This window comes from Paraburkholderia sp. CNPSo 3274 (assembly GCF_024206475.1).
GTDB lineage: Bacteria > Pseudomonadota > Gammaproteobacteria > Burkholderiales > Burkholderiaceae > Paraburkholderia.
In genome coordinates this window covers 15,045-32,916 of record NZ_JAMBPR010000009.1, presented here as the reverse complement: position 1 = coordinate 32,916, position 17,872 = coordinate 15,045, and the positions used below count along the sequence as shown (strand labels likewise).

Annotated in this window: 15 protein-coding genes and 1 tRNA gene; 4 read left to right on the top strand and 12 right to left on the bottom strand. The window is 63.4% G+C overall.

Annotated elements, in window-relative coordinates; all coding sequences use genetic code 11:
• The first annotated feature begins 26 nt into the window (after positions 1-26).
• The gene (locus tag M3I54_RS08025; protein ID WP_254334529.1) at positions 27-338 is read left to right on the top strand and encodes a DUF4148 domain-containing protein; all 312 of its coding nucleotides are present in this window, start codon (positions 27-29) and stop codon (positions 336-338) included.
• A 230-nt stretch (positions 339-568) separates the two neighbouring features.
• Here the strand turns inward: M3I54_RS08025 and M3I54_RS08020 are convergent, their stop codons facing one another.
• The 4 genes from M3I54_RS08020 to M3I54_RS08005 form a co-directional block, all read right to left on the bottom strand.
• Positions 569-874 (bottom strand): DUF4148 domain-containing protein, encoded by a 306-nt coding sequence (locus M3I54_RS08020; RefSeq protein WP_254334527.1) that lies wholly within the window; start codon positions 872-874, stop codon positions 569-571.
• A gap of 457 nt (positions 875-1,331) precedes the next feature.
• Positions 1,332-1,949 carry a response regulator transcription factor gene (locus tag M3I54_RS08015; protein ID WP_254334525.1) on the bottom strand — a complete coding sequence of 206 codons (618 nt, stop codon included), beginning with the start codon at positions 1,947-1,949 and terminating at the stop codon, positions 1,332-1,334.
• Positions 1,950-1,977: 28 nt separating this feature from the next.
• Entirely contained in the window at positions 1,978-3,648 is a 1,671-nt protein-coding gene (locus tag M3I54_RS08010; RefSeq protein ID WP_254334523.1) for an MASE1 domain-containing protein, read from the bottom strand.
• Positions 3,649-4,147: 499 nt separating this feature from the next.
• Positions 4,148-5,164 carry a 1-aminocyclopropane-1-carboxylate deaminase gene (locus M3I54_RS08005; RefSeq protein ID WP_254334514.1) on the bottom strand — a complete coding sequence of 339 codons (1,017 nt, stop codon included), beginning with the start codon at positions 5,162-5,164 and terminating at the stop codon, positions 4,148-4,150.
• Positions 5,165-5,359: 195 nt separating this feature from the next.
• Between M3I54_RS08005 and M3I54_RS08000 the strand changes: the two genes are divergently transcribed.
• Positions 5,360-5,860, top strand: coding sequence for an Lrp/AsnC family transcriptional regulator (locus M3I54_RS08000; protein ID WP_254334512.1), 501 nt, complete (start codon positions 5,360-5,362; stop codon positions 5,858-5,860).
• Positions 5,861-6,125: 265 nt separating this feature from the next.
• Here M3I54_RS08000 and M3I54_RS07995 read toward each other — a convergent pair.
• From M3I54_RS07995 to bla, 4 genes are all read right to left on the bottom strand, one after another.
• Positions 6,126-6,210 (bottom strand) — tRNA-Leu (locus M3I54_RS07995).
• Between the two features lie 134 nt (positions 6,211-6,344).
• Positions 6,345-8,531, bottom strand: a complete 2,187-nt coding sequence (locus M3I54_RS07990) for a TonB-dependent siderophore receptor (RefSeq protein ID WP_254334511.1) — start codon at positions 8,529-8,531, stop codon at positions 6,345-6,347.
• Positions 8,532-8,840: 309 nt separating this feature from the next.
• Positions 8,841-10,574: a methyl-accepting chemotaxis protein gene (locus tag M3I54_RS07985; protein ID WP_254334510.1), complete on the bottom strand. Its 1,734-nt coding sequence runs from the start codon at positions 10,572-10,574 to the stop codon at positions 8,841-8,843.
• Between the two features lie 166 nt (positions 10,575-10,740).
• Complete coding sequence (gene bla, locus M3I54_RS07980) at positions 10,741-11,643, bottom strand: class A beta-lactamase (protein ID WP_375542116.1); 903 nt, start codon at positions 11,641-11,643, stop codon at positions 10,741-10,743.
• A 100-nt stretch (positions 11,644-11,743) separates the two neighbouring features.
• Between bla and M3I54_RS07975 the strand changes: the two genes are divergently transcribed.
• On the top strand, positions 11,744-12,622 hold the full coding sequence (locus tag M3I54_RS07975; RefSeq protein WP_302058875.1) for a LysR family transcriptional regulator: 879 nt from the start codon (positions 11,744-11,746) through the stop codon (positions 12,620-12,622).
• Positions 12,623-12,661: 39 nt separating this feature from the next.
• Here M3I54_RS07975 and M3I54_RS07970 read toward each other — a convergent pair whose 3' ends face one another.
• From M3I54_RS07970 to M3I54_RS07955, 4 genes are read right to left on the bottom strand one after another with little or no spacing between them, the layout of a single operon-like run.
• A complete protein-coding gene (locus M3I54_RS07970) occupies positions 12,662-13,159 on the bottom strand; it encodes a DUF523 domain-containing protein (protein ID WP_254334508.1) in 498 nt (165 codons plus the stop codon).
• Positions 13,160-13,195: 36 nt separating this feature from the next.
• Positions 13,196-14,224, bottom strand: coding sequence for a Zn-dependent oxidoreductase (locus tag M3I54_RS07965; protein WP_254334507.1), 1,029 nt, complete (start codon positions 14,222-14,224; stop codon positions 13,196-13,198).
• 35 nt (positions 14,225-14,259) lie between these two features.
• A complete protein-coding gene (gene manD, locus M3I54_RS07960) occupies positions 14,260-15,468 on the bottom strand; it encodes a D-mannonate dehydratase ManD (protein ID WP_254334505.1) in 1,209 nt (402 codons plus the stop codon).
• Positions 15,469-15,487: 19 nt separating this feature from the next.
• Positions 15,488-16,219: a GntR family transcriptional regulator gene (locus M3I54_RS07955; protein WP_254334503.1), complete on the bottom strand. Its 732-nt coding sequence runs from the start codon at positions 16,217-16,219 to the stop codon at positions 15,488-15,490.
• Between the two features lie 137 nt (positions 16,220-16,356).
• On the opposite strand from M3I54_RS07955, the gene M3I54_RS07950 reads away from it, so the two are divergent.
• Entirely contained in the window at positions 16,357-17,832 is a 1,476-nt protein-coding gene (locus M3I54_RS07950) for a mannitol dehydrogenase family protein (RefSeq protein WP_254334501.1), read from the top strand.
• The last annotated feature ends 40 nt before the right edge of the window (positions 17,833-17,872 follow it).

The following is a 17,872-nucleotide window of genomic DNA, read 5'->3' as shown; positions in this document are numbered from 1 at the left end:
GGGAGTCACGCGCGAGGAGATGCGCTATGGAAAACCTCTCGAGAAACCGCTCGACGCTTGCTGCGTTGGCGCTCCTGCTAACTGGATGTGCCGCCGGCGGCGTGCAACAAAGCGGGCCACATCTGAGCCCAACAGAGTGCCGTGACCTGGCCGCGCTTAGAAGCAACGCGCCTCCGACGAAGGCGCTACGTCAAAGCGAGCTTTCGGCCCTCAGAAAAGCGGGCTACGACCCCTCACCGTGGAACGACGACCCAAACTATCCAGACGATCTACACGCGGCGCAGCGCCTGGTCGACCATTGGTTCGAAACGGACTGCCAGCAGATTCAACCCGGGTGAGCAACCCAAGACCGTTCGAGGAGCTCTCTCACCTGAAGTCCGCAAAGCAATCAAAAAGCCCCTCTCCATTCGGATGAGGGGCTTTTTCGCCGAATGTGTGAGGCGTCAGGGCGACGTGCCGGTCCTGGCGGTGCACATCCATCCCGAGCCATGTCACCAGAATCGATACGCGAGCCACCGAGGGCCGTCGGCCTGCGAGACCGCGCAAGACGGTTCGTCAACGCAATGGCTTACTGACCGAAGTAGACCGGCTTCAAACCGGGAATGGCCGTGGGGGCACCGGACGCTGACGATCCGCTGATCACCCCGCCGTAACTGCTGCCGCCGTTCTGCGCTGCCACGCGCGCTTCGGCAGCCTGGATATCAGCTGGATAGCTTGAATTGTCGCCGTCACCGACGTGATAGCCGACCTGTTCGAGCTGGACGAGCTCAGCCCGGACTTGTTCAGGCGTCACGGCGCTGTTCGATTGTGCGAACGAGAGAACCGGTGCAGCCAGGACGGTAAGGACAACGACAGTTTGAACAAGGCATTTCATGATGAGCTACCTCCAACGATTGCCACGTATGGTGCGACACGTTTTCTTGCATGCAACCGGCGTCACCGACCCATCGACGCAGTGAAGCAGGGTGCGTTCAAGCAAGCTGGCCGCACATCCGACTGACCTCGGCGGTAGGGGAACCGCCCAATAACGCGAGCGCGAGCGGCGCCAAAACAAGCCGTTTCACTTCGCTGATTCCTCCTGTAACGAACGAGGGCCTGCTCAAAGCGAATCTCTCTGCCTTGAGCACGCCTGGATTGAACCTATGCAAACGATCCGCGGTTGAGAGCGGCTACAGCGTTGGAATCACATCCGGAGACTGCACGTGGCTCTCCACGCGCTTGACGCCCGGTGTTGGGCACTTACGACTGTATGCGCCGTCCCCATGTGCATGAATAAGGTGCCCGTCCTAAAAGAGGCTAGGGGATTGCCTTATTCGTGGGCGGGCTCAGCCCTATTGGCTCTCGATCCACTGAATTGCGAACCGCGTCAGCTCCTTGCCGTTACGGATGTTCAGCTTTTCTTTGATATTGGCCTGGTGCGCTTCGATGGTCTTCACGCTCCGGTTCAGCTTCTCTGCAATGTCGCGGGTGCTGAAGCCGAGTCCGATCAGGTGCAGAACTTCGAATTCCCGTTCCGAAAGGTTCGCAATTTGGCCCTCGGGTTTTTTGTGTGGGACGGCAAGCGCCCGCGCCAGCTTCTCATGCATGGCGGCACTCATGTAGATATTGCCTGCCAGCACTTCGCGGATGGCGCTCACGACATGCTCCGTGGCCTCCAGTTTCATGAGATACCCGTTTGCCCCTGACCGCAGTGCGCGTTCGGCAAACAGACTTTCGTCATGCATGCTGAGGACAAGGATTGCCAGCTCGGGATAGCGGTGACGCAGAGTCTTGACAAGCTCGAGGCCGGAGTCCGCCTGCAGACTAATGTCCACGATGGCTATGTCGGGCTCGCAGTCCATCCCCGCGAGCGCTTCTTCGGCGCTGCCAACTGCACAGCAGACGTGCAGATCCTCTTGCAGATTGAGCAAAAGCGTCATCCCGTCCCGGATGATGGGGTGGTCATCCACGATCAGGATTTGAGTCGCACGGCCTGGGCTAGCGCATTTCCTGTGCATGGCCAGAACCCTCCGGTAGCGGATAGCTGATGGCGACAGTGGTGCCGCCCAGGCCGTTGCGGGTCACGGTGCAGGAACCGCCCAGAAGGCTTGCCCGATGACGCAGGTTGTGCAGTCCAAGACCCGAGGCACGCTCCATTTCTTCCGGGCCGATGCCTACCCCGTCGTCACTGATTGAAAGCGTCTGCAGACCGCCAGCCCGCTGCAGGTCAATCCAGATGCGGTGGCCGCGACAATATTTCAGCGCGTTGTTGACGGCTTCCTGCGCTGCACGGTACAGGTTGATCTGCAGCAGCGGGTCCAGCAAGTCCACATCTGGCGCGATCCGCAGCATGCAATCCACACCGTTGAGCGCGCTAGCTGTCTCCGCCAGCGCTTGCAATGCGGGCGCAAGTCCACCATATTCCATCGCGACCGGATCCAGGCCATGGGCAATCCTGCGGGTCATCAAGGACGCCTGTTTCACCAGTCCCACGACGATAGCGGCGTCCGCGGCGGCTGGGTGGCCCTGCGTCTGCAGTTTCTGATTCAAGGCGGCACAGTACAGGCCCAAACTGGTCAGGTGTTGCCCAAGTCCGTCATGCAGTTCCTGCCCAATGAGTCTCTGTTGCTGATCGCCGATCTGGATCAGTTCCCCTTCCAGCAGGCGGCGTCGCACCATCTCCTCCTTGAGTTCGTTGTTCGCCTTCTCCAGGTCTTCGGTTCGCTCCTCGACGCGTCGCTCCAGTTCGATGTGGGCTGCCTGCAGAAGGTCATGGGCCCCCTGTTCCTGAGCGCGTGCCGCCGCCAGCAACAGTCCCGTTACTGCCACAACGTTCGCGAAGGTGCACCACCTCACGAGGCTGTCCACAGGAGATTCGGCAGCAAAGGGCCCCGTGCCGTGGGTAGTACCCCAGATGGCCAGGACCGAGACCATCAGGGTCACGATGCTGGCGCCCAGGCGATCGAAGCGCAGAGCCGCCCAGATAATGAATGGAAAGATCGCGAGAGCCGCAGGATAGTAGCCGTGACCGGCAAGTTGCGGGGCACCGAAGATGAGGTAGCTCACCCAAAAGGTCGCAGCAATGAGTCCGCACGCTTCTATGATCCGCTGCGCTGAACGGACAGGGTTCGAATACGTGAGGAAGCTGAACAGGGCCGGCGCCACGACAAGGACACCCATCATGTCGCCGAGCCACCATTTCAGAAAGGCTGCGGCGAACCCGGCGACCGGCACGAGTCCCCCTCCTAGCAACGCGGTCGTGCCGACCAGCGCACTGACTGCCGTACCCGTCACCGCAGCGAGGGCGATGAATGCCAACACATCGTTGATACGGTCGAGGGTGATCTGGAAACGGGTCGCGCGGTTGAGCAATATCGCGGCCGTCAACGGTCCAACCATGGACCCGATGCCTATCACCGCGGCCACGGCTGCGGGCACGCCCGCCGACACGTTAGCCAGAAAGGAGCCAACGGCAATTCCAGGGGCAACTGCGATGCCCAGAGCGAGGAGCGCAACGAGAGCGATGCCGCTGGAAGGCCATACAAGAGAGATTGCGCCGCCCACTACCGCATAGGACAGGCCTAACTTTGCACCTGCGAAATACGCCAATGCAACAATTCCGGTGTGCAGGAAGAGGCTGAATCTGGAATGGTCCCGAATGGTAGCCATTTTCGCTTCAAGTCCAGAAGCCGAAGTGCAAATACGCTACGTGCTCCCCCTGGGTGAACGCGCAGGGAGTCGCCCGTCAGTCAGTGAGTCACTCGGCGCTTGTTCCCGACCTGACCTCATGATTGTGCTGGCACCCACTGCGTTAATCAAACACTACACAGCGCTCCTTGTGCGTAAAGTGCTTCACGTTACGGTAGCAGTCCGATGACGGTCACCCACGCCGCAACCGCTGAACCGCTAACGCCCTCGGCGTCGTATCGCCTTTCAACAACGTCAGGTTCTACGCTCGATGGTGCGTGCACGACGATCGTCGCTCGAGCCTTGCTTCGCCGTCGCATCGATGTTGCCCGAATAGGGTCGAAGAGCGGCTCTTATCAGATCGATTGGGCTCCCCCCAAAAAAAGCGCCGGGCTGGAAAGCCCGGCGCGTCGTGATCGAACTCAAAGACCGTGGCGTCCGCCGGGCGCCGCCTCGCGCTCCAGCGAACCCTCACTTCAACTCAGCCGTCGCGGAAGATAAAGCTGTACGCACTCAAAGCCGGCACGCCGCCCAGATGCGCGTACAGCACCTTCGACCCCGGCTCGAATTCGCCGCGGCGTACTTTGTCGATCATGCCGTGCATCGACTTGCCCTCGTACACGGGATCGGTAAGCACGCCCTCCAGCCGCGCGCACAGGCGAATCGCCTCCAGCGTGCCTTCGTTCGGCAACCCGTACTCGGGGCCGGCGTAACGCGTGTCGAGAATCACGTCCTTTTCGCCGATATCGCAGTTGAGATCGACCAGCCCAGCCGTATGACGCGCAATGCGCGTGATTTGCGCGTGGGTCTTCTGCGGCGTAGCCGAAGCGTCGATCCCGATCACGCGGTCCGCGCGGCCATCCGCTGCAAAGCCGACCACCATGCCCGCCTGCGTGCTGCCCGTCACCGAGCACACGACGATGTAGTCGAACTCGAAGCCCAATTGCGCCTCCTGCGCCCGCACTTCCTCGGCAAAGCCCACGAAACCGAGGCCGCCGAGCGGATGCTCCGAGCAGCCCGCCGGTATCGCATATGGTTTGCCGCCAGCTGCACGCACGCTCTCGAGCGCCTCTTCCCAACTCGGTCGAATGCCGATGTCGAAGCCATCGGGTACGAGCCGCACGTCCGCGCCCATCATGCGCGACATCTGGATGTTGCCTACCCGGTCGTAAACGGCATCCGAATAGTTGACCCAGTTCTCCTGGACCAGCACGCACTTCATGCCGAGATGCGCAGCGACGGCTGCAACCTGACGCGTCTGGTTCGACTGGATGCCGCCAATCGAGACTAGCGTGTCGCAACCTTGAGCGAGCGCGTCGGGAATCAAGTATTCGAGCTTGCGCGTCTTGTTGCCGCCGAACGCGAGTCCGCTGTTGCAGTCCTCGCGCTTCGCGTAGAGCTCGACCTTACCGCCGAGATGCTGGCTCAAGCGCTTGAGCGGTTGGATGGGCGTGGGTCCGAACGTGAGTGGATAACGGGGGAAACGCTGGAGGTTCATCGAATTTCTCCGGGAGGTCGGCTCATGCAAGGCGTGGTCAACGGTCGGCACGCGCCTGGAACGCGCGACCCGACGGAGAAATGTTAGGCGCGTTGCCGCGAAATGAGCTTGCTAAAAAAATATCGACGACCTACGTTTAAAGCAGTTTCTTCGATTTCTGAACACTTTTAATTTGCCAAGTTATTAAAGGACGCAATGAAATTAACCAAGCACTCTCCCGCTACGCCGAATGGACCGCCCGCATTGGATCGCATCGATCGCGCGATCCTCAGGCTTTTGCAGCAGGACGCATCGATTTCCAATGTCAGCCTCGCGGCCAAGGTGAAGCTCAGTGCGCCCGCCTGCCTGCGACGTGTGGAACGGCTCAAGGAGTTGGGGCTGATACGCGGAATCGTCGCGTTGCTCGATCCGAAGGCGCTCGGCGCAGGCATGCTGGTCGTGATCGGCTTCGTGCTCGACCGCTCGACGCCCGAAGCGTTCGCCGCATTCGAGAAAGCGGCTCAGAAGGTTTCAGGCTGCGTGGAATGCCACGTCGTGACCGGCGAGTTCGACTACTTCATGCTGGTGCGCACGCGCGACAACGAAAGCTTCAACCAGCTGCATGCGGAGCAGTTGTTGTACTTGCCGGGCGTGCGGCAGGTCCGCAGCTTCATGGTGCTGAAGGAGATTCTGTCGACGCACGCGTTGCCGCTGTGACGGTGTGCGCGCGAATGCGATCCTTTGAAAAGGAAGCCTAACTTTCGATGCGGCGGCGGGAAATGAATCAGGATGATGAAGCAACGCACCCGCGGCCCATCGCGCGCACTCGCCGGGAACTATCCCGGAGTCCTTATGATTATCCATAAAAGCAAAAAGCCGGCTGATCAGCCGGCTCTCTTGCCCTATTCGCAGCACAATCGCGCGAATGCAATTCGTTCCAATATCACCACGCAGTTCCAGCGCAAGATACCGGATTCAATTTTGGTGCCGACGGCGAGACTCGAACTCGCACAGCTTTCGCCACTACCCCCTCAAGATAGCGTGTCTACCAATTTCACCACGTCGGCATTCCAATACAACCCGGGACTCGTTAGATCCCGTCCACTCTCGCCTCTTGGGCTCGAAGGGTCGCCATTGTATCGACTCGTCGCGCATTTTTGAAGGCCCTGCGCGAAGATTTTTTAAGGCCCCGCGCCAACGCTTAAAACTCCAGCGTTGAAGTCAATTCCAGCGTGCGTCCAAGTCCCACGCCCAGCTGATTCGACCCCGCCGCACTCCAGTAGCGCCGCTTGGCCGCATTTTCCAGATTCGCCTGCACCGAAACGCGTTTGCCGTACACGCGCGTGGCATAGCGCACGCCAGCGGTCAACAGCGTGTAGCCGCCGATCTGCGCCTGGTTCGCGTTGTTCACCTGGCGCGGCCCCACGTAATAGATGCCGCCATTCACCGAAAGACCCGCAAGCACCGGCACGCGATATTCGGCAAACAGGCTCGCCGTGACGTGGGGGGTATTCTCCGGCGTCTTGCCGACGAGCGTCGGGTCGGAAGAATCGATCTGCTTCGCGTCGAGATAAACGGCCGATGCCGTGAGTGAAACGTCCTTCGTCACATCGCCCTGCACCGAAAACTCCACGCCGCGATAACGCGCGTTGCCGTCCACCACATAGACGTTGTCGGCATTCGTTTCGGCGCTGGCCTGTTTGAGGTTGAAGAGCGCAAGCGATACGAGCGTGTTGCCGGCGAGGCGCGTGCGCACGCCCACTTCCTGCTGCCGGCTCACCGCCGCGGGCAGGATCTGGTTCGCGTTGACGGCCGTAGCCGGCGCGCTGCCCGCCGATTCGAGCGCTTCAACGTAGCTCGCGTAGACGCTCGTCTGCGGTGTGATGCGGTAGGTAATGCTGCCCGAGGGCGACGTGTGGTTGATATCGGAGTTCGGCGTACCGGCCTGCGAGGTCATGTACTCCGAGCGGCGCACGCCGGCCACGACCTGCAAGCGCGGCGTGATGTCGATCTGGTCGAACAAATAGATGCCGCTGTTGCGCACGTGCTGCGCGTAGAACTGCCGCGCGCTGCCGCTTTGCTTGAGCGTCGTGATGTCGATGGGATCGTAGAGGTTTTGCGCCGCCGTATACGTGTACGTCGTGAAGTCCGGCTGAAACAGCCAGTTCTGCACGACACCCGTCGTGACCGTATGCATGAACGGTCCGGTCCTGAAGTCGCCGTTCACTTCGAGGCGCACGTTCTTGTTCTCGTACATCTGCCCATATTGCTGGCTGCCTTGCAGCGTGCCCGCGCCGGTCGCGACGTTGTACTTCTGGAACACCCAGGCCCAGCGGTCGCGCCGCGTGATCGACTGGCCGAGCGAGAGCATCGCGCTCCAGTGGTCGTTGAACGCATAGTCGGCACGCACGAGCTGCGACGTCGCGCTCGCTGTGGTCGGCCTGTCGTTCGGCACGAGCAGCTTCGAGGGGTCGGGCATGGCGGGCAGCGTGATTTTGCCGTTCACGGCGGCAAGCGGCGCGATGCCAGCCTGCTCGACCACGCGCGTTTCGATGTGCTCGAGATCGTATTGCAGCTTGAGCTTGTCGTTCACGCGCCAGTCGAGCGCGGCGCTCGCGAACTTGCGGTAGCCGCGATCGCCTTCAATGGGCGTTTCGACGTGCTCGTCCATCGCGTTCACGCGGATGCCGAACTGGTCGCTCGGGCCGAAGCGGCGCGCGATGTCGGCGGCGGCGCCGATCGATCCGTTCGAGTCGCCGAGCACCGAAATGCTCGTGACGGGCTCGCTGCCCGCGCGCTTCATCACCATGTTGACAATGCCTGCCGGCGCACCGAAGCCGTAGTACAGCGCGGACGCCCCCTTGAGCACTTCCACGCGCTCCTTGTTCTCCATCGGCATCCAGATGTTGTTGTCGATGGGAAGCAGGCCGTCGAGGTAGAAGCTCGAGCGATTGTCGAGCGGGATGCCGCGCACCGAGAGGTTGTCGTACGCGAGTCCGTTGAGCTGCTGGCGCGTCACGCCCGCGACGTTGCGCAGCGCGTCGTAGAGGCCGGTGTCGCCCTGGGCGTCCATGACCGAGCGCGTGACGACGTTCACCGTGGCCGGCACGTCGAGCGCATCCATGCCGCGGTATTGACCCGTCTCGACGGTTTGCGGCGCGTAGCCCTGGGCCGTGCCGCTCGTGATCTTGACGGGCGCGAGCTGAGTGGCTCGGTCGGCCGGTGCGGTTGGGGTTGCAGCTGCGCTCGCCGCGTCGGCCTCGTCTGCTGCGTGCGCCGCGTGTGCGATGCCGGCGAGGCCCGCTGCCAGCGCGGAATTGATGATCGCGTGTGCGCAGATCCTGCGCCATTGTTGCGTGCGCGTGCGCGAAATGCGTGTCTGCGACATACGCGTGTGCGACGCGCGCTTCCCCGAAGCCATACGTTCCCTTCTTCTTTGCGTTCAACCAGCGCTGTCCGGGCCGCGCTGCCATCTGGCCCCGTTCAGCGAAAGAGCCGAGATGATAATGCGAATTATTTTTATTTCATAAGATAGACTTGCTACCTGTCGGGGAAATGCAACAACGATGTATGACCGATGTAAGCGCGTCACGACGCGGATCACCGCCCGCTTTCCGCATCAAAATACCAACGCCCCGGTTGTGCTGCTGACCGGGGCGTTTGAAGTGCGCTTTAAGCGCGCTACCTCAGAAGACCATCAGAAGGTCTGCCAGTCGTCATCGGACGTGGCCGTTGCCGGTTCACGGCGATCCGGCTTCGGAGCGGGAGCAGCGGGGGCACGCACGGGCGCGAGCCTCGAAGGTGCGGGACGCTTGACCGTTGCGCTCGCAACGACCTTCGTCATCGGCGCGATGCTCGTCGTTGCCGCGCGCCCCGCAGAACCGATATTGAACACCGATACGAGCTCGCGCAACGCCGCTGCCTGCGAGGACATCGACTGCGTCGCCGCCGACGCTTCTTCGACGAGCGCCGCGTTCTGCTGCGTGACCTCGTCCATCTGCGTGACCGCCTGGTTGACCTGCTCGATGCCGGTGCGCTGCTCGCCTGAGGCCGCCGAAATCTCGTTCATCAGATCGGCAACGCGCTTGACCGATTGCACGATCTCGCCCATCGTGCGGCCTGCGTCGTCCACGAGCGCCGTGCCGTTGTTCACGCGCTCGACCGATATGCTGATGAGTTCCTTGATCTCGCGCGCCGCCGTCGCGCTGCGCTGCGCGAGCGTGCGCACTTCGCCGGCCACGACCGCGAAGCCGCGGCCCTGCTCGCCTGCACGCGCCGCTTCCACCGCCGCGTTGAGCGCCAGGATGTTGGTCTGGAATGCGATGCCCTCGATCACCGAGATGATCTGCGCGACCTGCTCGGAGCTGTTCGCGATATCGCGCATCGTATCGACCACGCGCCCCACCACTTCGCCCCCGCGCGTGGCCGTTTGCGAAGCCTGACCCGCCAGCGTGTTGCCCTGGGTCGCGTTATCGGCGTTCTGCTTGACAGTCGCCGTGAGCTCTTCCATGCTCGCCGCCGTTTCTTCGAGCGAAGCGGCCTGCTCTTCGGTGCGCTGGCTCAGATCGGTGTTGCCCGCCGCAATCTGCGCAGAAGCCGTCGCAATGCCTTCGCTGCCCGTGCGCACGCGGCCCACCAGGTCGACAAGCCGCTCGTTCATGTGACGCAGCGCGCCGAGCAACTGGGCCGCCTCGTCGGTGCCGTCCACATCGATGCGTGCGGTCAGATCGCCGCGCGCCACTGTTTCGGCCACGTCCACGGCCCGAGCGATCGGGCCCGTGATCGAACGCGTGATGAAGAGCGCAATCGTCGCACCAAAGCCGATGGCGATCACGATCAGCGCGATGGTCCAGGCGACCGCGCTGTGGTACGCCGCCTTCGCCGTGGCGACTTCGGCGGTCGAGCCATTGTGATTGAGGGTCACGTCCTGGTTGATGACATCCATGACCGATTGAAACGATTGCGCGGACGCGGTCGAAATCGCTGCGCGCGCATCGGCCGAGCCTCCGTCAGCCGAATTGGCGAGCGCCTCGACTTTCTTGTCGTCGTCCACGTAGTGCGACCAGGCCGTGCCGATCGAATCGAACAAGCGGCGCTCCTCGGCCGAGGAGACCAGCTTCGAGTAGTTGTCCAGCATGGTGCCGAACTGGCTGATCATCTGGGCATGACGGTCGTGCAGCGAGACCTTCTCGCTGGCGTCGCTGGCGATCAGCATGCGCAGCGACGTGCGACGCACGTCCTGCGCTTGATTGCGCATATTGCCGAGCGTCTCGACGCTGGGCAGCCAGTTCGTGCCGATTTCCTCCGTGCCGTCGAATATGCGCGACGCCTGAAGGAGCCCGATCCCGCCCACTGCGCCGAGCAGGAGCAACACAATGGCAAAGCCCGCGCCGAGACGCGGGCCGATTTTGATTCTGGTAAGGAATGACATGGGGGACGCCGTAGTGAGAGGTCATCTGTATTGACGACATCGACGCCAAAAAATTAAGTCGATGTTGCAAATATAACAACGCGTAAGGAAAGCGCACGGAGAGCGAACGATCGGTCTGTTCTCATACGATTTTCCCCCATACGATCAGGATACCGTATCAATTTCGTTAGACACTCGCCACCCATACTCCGACCTGCGCGATCGCCGCATCGCGCTGCGCTGAACTCGCGTGCGTGGCGCCCGTAAGATACGTCGTGACGAGGATCGGCGCGCGCCCGGTGGGCCAAACAATTGCCACATCGTTCGCCGTGCCCTGGTCGCCCGTGCCGGTCTTGTCGCCCACGCGCCAGTCCTTCGGCAAGCCCGCGCGCAAACGCGCGTCGCCAGTCTTGTTGGCGACGAGCCATGCAATGAGCTGCTCGCGCGATGCCGCGGAAAGACGCTCGCCCAGCAGCAATTCGCGCAGGTTCGCGACCATGGCGGCAGGTGTGGTCGTATCGCGCGGGTCGCCTGGTATCGCTTCGTTGAGCGTGGTCTCGTTGCGGTCGAGGCGCGTAACCGGGTCTCCAATGCTGCGCGCGAAGGCCGTAATCGCCGAAGGGCCGCCAATGCTTTCCAGCAGCAGGTTGGCCGCCGTGTTGTCGCTGCGCGTGAGCGCGGCTGCGCACAGCTCGGCGACCGTCATGCCCTCGCCGCCTGCGCGCGGTCCGCTCACGGGCGAATACGACACGACTTGCGCGGGCGAATACACGATCTTGCGCGCGAGGTCTTCCTTGCCGTAATCCTTGCGCGTCAACACGGCCGATGCGAGCAACACCTTGAATGTGCTGCACATCGGAAAGCGCTCGTGCATGCGCCAGCCGCGCACGTGTCCGTTCGCCGTATCGAGCATCGCCACGCCGAGCCGTCCGCCTACCTGCGCCTCGATGGCGGCGAGCTGCTTTTCCAGCGTGCCAGCGAGCGCCGCGCCCGCTTCCGGCGCCTGTTCCACCGTTGCGCCGAATGCCTGAGATGCAACGCCAGCTATCGCACTGCCTAACATCGTCATCGTGAATCTACGTCGCGTGATCATGGCCTCTCCCTGAAGAGTCGCAACTATCGCGTGTTCTCCGCGAGATGACAAACGATGATAAATTGCGTCTTGCCCCAGAAAAACTTATGGCTCGATCATGCGAACGTATCTGCCCCTCAATGCCTTGCGCGCGTTCGAATCGTCGGCGCGGCACTTAAGCTTTACGCGCGCGGCGAGCGAGTTGAACGTCACCCAGGCGGCCGTGAGCCAGCAGGTCCGCACGCTCGAGGAGCGGCTTGGCGCAACGCTCTTCAAACGCCTGCCGCGCGGCCTTGCGATCACAGACGAAGGTCTCGCGCTGCGCCCCGTGCTCACCGACGCATTCGACCGCATCGAAGCCGTGTTGCGTCAGTTCGAGGGCGGCCACTTTCACGAGGTACTGACCGTGGGGGCCGTGGGGACCTTCGCGGTGGGATGGTTGATGCCGCGCCTGAAGTCGTTTCACGACGCGCATCCGTTCGTCGAGCTGCGCATCATGACGAATAACAATCTCGTCGATCTCGCGGGCGAAGGTCTCGACTTCGCCATTCGGTTCGGCGACGGCACCTGGCCGGGTTCGCGCGCCGCGAAGCTGTTCGACGCGCCGCTCGCCGCGCTCTGCACGCCCGATATCGCTCAACGTCTGCATCGCCCCGCCGATCTCGCCAACGAAAAACTGCTGCGCTCGTATCGCGCCGACGACTGGACGCTCTGGTTCGAAGCCGCCGGGCTCGCGCCGCGCCCCGTGCGCGGGCCAGTATTCGATTCGTCGCGGCTCATGGTGGAAGCGGCGATGCAGGGCGCGGGCATCGCGCTCGCTCCGGTTTCGATGTTCGAGCGCGATCTCGCGGCGGGCAGGCTCGTGCGGCCCTTCGATATCGAGGTGCAGGCGGGCAGCTACTGGCTCACGTCACAAAAGGGGAAAACTGCGACGCCCGCCATGCGCGCTTTCAATCAATGGATCGTGAAGGAAGCCGGTAGCGGTGAGGATGCTTGATTGCGTGGTATCGTCGCGGCTATCGTCGTGGTTATCATGTTACGCACTTGCCTGCGTGAGTCGCGCGTGGAGCGCTTCGATTTCCGTTTCCGCGAAAATTTCGATGCCGTGCTGACGCAGCAATGCAGTCGTCACACCTGCGCCCGCGTGTTTGCGGCCCGCGAAGCTGCCGTCGTAAATGGCCCGGCTGCCGCACGAAGGGCTGCCATCGGTCAGCAACGCGTAGCGGCAGTCGTGCGCAAGCGCCAGTTCGAGCGCGACGCGTGCGCCTTCGATGAAATGCGCCGAGACATCCTCGCCGCGCGCATCGATCACCTTTACGATCCCTGCCAGCACAGCGCCGCCCGAAGCGGCGTTTGCGATCTCTGCAGGCGGCCTCGGCACGCCGAACCCGCCTGCGACTTCCGGGCAAACGGGCACGAGTCGTCCCTCACGCTGCCACTGCTCGATCAGTGCATGCGCAACGGTTTTCGCCGAGCCGTCGTATCGAACCGGGCGGCCAAGCAGGCAAGCGCTAACGAGTATTCGGGGGAGCATACGCGATGAAATTCTGTTGCACGAATGCCCCGTATTTTACGCGCCGAAGTCGAGCAACACCTTGCAGGTTTCGCGCGGATTGTGCTCCGCCAGCTCAAACGCGCTGCTCACCTCGCGAAAATCCACCTTGTGCGTGATGATCGATTCCGGCGTGACGAGCCCGCGCTCCAGCCAGTCGATCACGGTCGGGAACATCGCGCAGTTCAGGCGCGAGGCGCACAACGTGAGCTCCTTTTTCGTCAGCTCCTGCTGCGCGATGGCCGAAGGCGTCGACGAAAAGCCGAGCAGCCCGATGCGTCCCGCAGGCGCCGCGAGCCGCACCGCTTCTTCGAGTATGGACGGATGGCCCACCGCGTCGAAAATCAGCGTTGGGCCGTCTGCCACGCCGCGCGCGCGCAGCGCGTCGGCAAGCGGCTCGTTGCGCGTGTTGATCGTTTCGTCGGCTTGCGCCCCGCAGTCGCGTGCGAGTTCGAGCCGCTCGTCGAGCTGATCCGTAATGAACGCACGCACACCGTACACGCGCTTGAGCACCTGCAGGATCGTTAGCCCCACGGTGCCCGCGCCGTAAATCAACGCGACGTCGCTGTCCAGCACGCCGGTGCGCGCCGTGACGTTCGCCGCCACCGCAAACGGCTCCACGATCGCCGCGCACGATTGCGCGATACGCTCGGGAATGCGGTACGCGTTGCGCGCGGGCGCGCACACGTACTCGCTGAAACCGCCGTCGCGATGCACGCCCAACACGACGAGATTACGGCACACGTTCTGCCGCCCGATCTGGCATGCGTGGCAACGCCCGCAGCTAATGACGGGATCGACGGCCACGAGTTCGCCCACGCGCGCGGCATCGACACCCTCGCCCACGGACTCGATGCGGCCCACGAACTCGTGGCCAATGATGCGCGGATACGACACGAACGGATTGTGCCCACGATAGATGTGCAGGTCCGAGCCGCAGATGCCCGCATAACGCACCCGCACGCGCACTTCTCCCGCTGCGGGCGTGGGCGTGGGCATCTCGCGCACGGCGAGGCTGTTCGGTCGATCGACTACGACGCTCAACATAGCAGACGCTTCCATGTATATTTGATCAGGCTTGCTTACCAGTTCCACATCGACCCATCGCGCAGACGGGCGACCGGCAGGTAGGCGCGTTCATAGGGATACTTCGCGGCCAGCGTCTCGTCGATGTCCACGCCGAGCCCCGGCGCGTCGTCCATCACGAGGAAGCCGTTCTCGAAGCGGTACTGATGCGGGAACACGGCATTCGTGAGCGCGTTGTGCGGCATCAGTTCCTGAATGCCGAAGTTCGGCGCCCACAGGCCGAAGTTCACGGCGGCGGCCATGCAGACCGGCGAAAGATCGGTGGCGCCATGAAAGCCCGTGCGCACCTGGTACATGGCCGCGTAATCGGCAATGCGGCGCATATGCGTAATGCCGCCCGCGTGCACGATGGTCGCGCGGATATAGTCGATGAGCTGTTCGCGTATCAGGTCCTTGCAGTCCCAGATCGAGTTGAACACCTCGCCCACCGCGAGCGGCGTACTGGTGTGGCTGCGGATCAGGCGGAAACTCTCCTGGTTCTCCGCCGGTGTCGCGTCCTCGAGCCAGAAGAGGCGATACGGCTCCAGGTCGCGGCCAAGGCGCGCGGCCTCGATCGGCGTGAGGCGGTGGTGCGCATCGTGCAGCAGATGCGGGCCGAAGCCCACGGCCTCGCGCACCTTGCGAAAGAGTTCGGGCGTATGGCGCAGATAGAGCGCCGTGTCCCACGGCTCTTCGGGCGGCAGCCCCTTCTGGGCGGGCTCGTACTCGCCCTTGACCTTGCCCACGCCATACACCTTGTCGAGACCGGGCACGCCCGACTGCACGCGAATCGCCTGGTAGCCCTCCTCCACATGCTGGCGCACCGCGTCAATGGCTTCTTCGTGGTCGCGCCCGTTTGCGTGGCCGTAGACCATCAGCCCTTCGCGGCTCTTGCCGCCTAGCAGCTGATACACCGGCATGTTCGCAAGCTTGCCCTTGATATCCCAGAGCGCCATGTCGATCGCGGCGATCGCCGTCATCGTGACCGGGCCGCGCCGCCAGTACGCACCACGATAGAGGTATTGCCAAATGTCCTCGATATTGCGGGGATCGCGGCCCACGAGGCACGGAAACACGTGATCTTCGAGGTACGAGCGCACGGCCAGCTCGCGGCCGTTGAGCGTAGCGTCGCCAAGACCGTACACGCCTTCGTCGGTCACGATCTTCACGGTCACGAAATTGCGGCCGGGGCAGGTGACGATCGTCTGCAACCGTTCAATCTTCAATTGCTGTCTCCACTCTCTTTCATTCGACGAAATAGCCGGGCACGCGCGCCTGCACTTCCGGCAGATGCGAGCCCACGCGGTCGATATGGCTCGCCACCGTGGCGCCCAGTTGCGCGAAGTTGCGCGAGGCCATATGCGCGAGGATCAGTTCGTGCTCGCGCAGCGCGCGCTGCGCATGGTCCGCCACACGGTCGAGCAGCAGCCAGCGCACGCGGTCGAACTGGCGCTTCATTGGCTGCAGCATTTCCCACACATGCGAGCGGCCCGCGAATTCGAAGAGGCGCCGGTGCATCAGCTCGTCGAGATCGAAGAAGCGGTCCACGTCGCCGCGCGCGACGGCGTCGCGCTGGTCGTCGACGATACGGCCGAACTCCGTGAGCTGGCCGGGCGTGATGGTCTGGGCCAGTTGCACGTGGTTCGCGCATTCGAGCGTGCTGCGCGCGAAGCGTCCCTCTTCGAGCTGCGAAACGGAGATCGGCGCGACGATCGTGCCGACCTTGCGGTAGATGTTCACGAGATGTTCGTCGGCGAGTTGCGCAAGCGCTTCGCGCACCGGCGTGCGGCTCACCTGCAGCGCTTCGGCAATCGCGGCTTCGGAAAGGCTGGCGTGCGGCGGCAGCGTGCCGCGCACGATGGCGTCGCGCAGAAAGGCATGCACCTGTGGGCGATAAGAAGCGTCGGAATTGGCGACGAACCCGCTTAGCGCGGCAAGGACGGTGTCCTCTTGCGGTTCGATGATGGTCTGGCTCATGGCGGGCAACGGGGTGACTGTTTGTACCATGGTAGCAAATACGCTTTGCAGTAATTGCATAGCGTTAACCCCGATAAAATGAGATCAAACATCGGATTAAGCTTCAGCAATTCGCAATCGTACCATGGTACAAAGCAATGACAGCACCCTTCCTGTGTGAGCGCTCACTAACTAACGCCGCGATGGCCGTGCGCCAACCGGGGTACGACCGCCAGCGCGTGCGCCCCGGCATCGTCCATCTCGGGCTGGGTGCGTTTCATCGCGCGCACCAGGCGCTCTATACGGAAACGCTGCTCGAGCGCGGCGACACGCGCTGGGGCATCGTCGGCGTGAGCCTGCGCGAGCGGCGCGTGCCACAGGCGCTGGCCGCCCAGGACTACCTCTATGCGGTGACCGAGCGCAGCGGCGAGACGGCGGCGAGCCGCGTGGTCGGCGCGCTGCGCGGCGCACTTTACGCACCCGAGGCGATGGACCGGGTGCTCGGCACGATTGCGGACCCCGGTGTCGTCATCGTGAGCCTGACCGTGACCGAGAAGGGCTACAGCATCGCGCCCGCCAGCGCCGACCTGGACGCCAGCGACCCAGGCATCCGCCACGACCTCATGACATCCGATGCGCCGCGCACCACGCTTGGCGTGCTCGCCGCGGGCATCCGCAGCCGCCCGGCCAGCGCGCCGCTCACCGTGGTCTGCTGCGACAACATGCAGGCCAACGGCGACACACTGCGCAAGCTGCTGATCCAGTATGCGGAGCAGTTCGACCCGGCACTCGCGCGCCGCATCGGCGAGACGATCGCGTTTCCCAACACGATGGTCGATCGCATCGTCCCAGCCGCCACGCCCGCGTCGCTCGACGCGGCTGCCGCGCAACTCGGCCTGCGCGACGAAGCCGCGATCGTATGCGAGCCTTTCACCCAGTGGGTCATCGAAGACCGCTTCAGCGGCCCGCGCCCCGCGTGGGAAGACGCGGGCGCGCTGCTCACGCGCGATGTGCACCCGTATGAGGCCATGAAACTGCGCCTCCTGAACGGCTCGCATTCGGCGATTGCGTACGTGGGCCAGTTGCGCGGGCGCGAAACGGTTTCCGACGCGATGGACGATCCCGCCATGGCCGCCTTCGTGCGCGCGCTGATGACCGAGGACCTGCTCGCCACCGTGACGGTCCCGCCCGGCTTCGACGTTGATGCGTACTGCCAGGACCTGCTGGCGCGCTTTGCCAACCCGACGCTTGCGCACCGTACCAGCCAGATCGCGACGGACGGCACGCAGAAAGTGCCGGTGCGCTGGCTACCCGCGCTGCGCGAGAGCCTGGCGTGCGGTATCGAGCGTCCTCATCTCGAACGCGCGCTCGCCGCCTGGCTGCACTACCTCGCGACCGAGCGCAGCGACGCGGGCACGTCGCTCGTGGTGAGCGATCCTGGCGCCCCCGCGCTCGCCGCGAAGCTGCGCGGCGCGAACACGGCGCTCGACGCCGTGCAAGCCGCCCTCTCGCACGCGAGCGTATTTGGCGCAACGCCCTGGCCGCAGGCGTTCGCCGAGCGGCTCGCCCGGCATCTGCAATCGTTGCGCCGGCACGGCACGAACGCGCTGCTGGCCTGCCCCGCGCCGGCCTGAAGCCACACGCGTGCCCATATAGATAAAGACTGGAGACAGA

Bases quoted from the DNA above. Each gene is read 5' to 3' on its own strand.
- M3I54_RS07955 (WP_254334503.1), bottom strand. From the start codon at position 16,219: ATGAGCCAGACCATCATCGAACCGCAAGAGGACACCGTCCTTGCCGCG.
- M3I54_RS07970 (WP_254334508.1), bottom strand. From the start codon at position 13,159: ATGCTCCCCCGAATACTCGTTAGCGCTTGCCTGCTTGGCCGCCCGGTT.
- M3I54_RS08000 (WP_254334512.1), top strand. From the start codon at position 5,360: ATGAAATTAACCAAGCACTCTCCCGCTACGCCGAATGGACCGCCCGCA.
- M3I54_RS07965 (WP_254334507.1), bottom strand. From the start codon at position 14,224: ATGTTGAGCGTCGTAGTCGATCGACCGAACAGCCTCGCCGTGCGCGAG.
- M3I54_RS08025 (WP_254334529.1), top strand. From the start codon at position 27: ATGGAAAACCTCTCGAGAAACCGCTCGACGCTTGCTGCGTTGGCGCTC.
- M3I54_RS07950 (WP_254334501.1), top strand. From the start codon at position 16,357: ATGACAGCACCCTTCCTGTGTGAGCGCTCACTAACTAACGCCGCGATG.
- M3I54_RS07975 (WP_302058875.1), top strand. From the start codon at position 11,744: ATGCGAACGTATCTGCCCCTCAATGCCTTGCGCGCGTTCGAATCGTCG.
- M3I54_RS08010 (WP_254334523.1), bottom strand. From the start codon at position 3,648: ATGGCTACCATTCGGGACCATTCCAGATTCAGCCTCTTCCTGCACACC.
- M3I54_RS08005 (WP_254334514.1), bottom strand. From the start codon at position 5,164: ATGAACCTCCAGCGTTTCCCCCGTTATCCACTCACGTTCGGACCCACG.
- M3I54_RS08020 (WP_254334527.1), bottom strand. From the start codon at position 874: ATGAAATGCCTTGTTCAAACTGTCGTTGTCCTTACCGTCCTGGCTGCA.
- M3I54_RS07985 (WP_254334510.1), bottom strand. From the start codon at position 10,574: ATGTCATTCCTTACCAGAATCAAAATCGGCCCGCGTCTCGGCGCGGGC.
- M3I54_RS07990 (WP_254334511.1), bottom strand. From the start codon at position 8,531: ATGTCGCAGACACGCATTTCGCGCACGCGCACGCAACAATGGCGCAGG.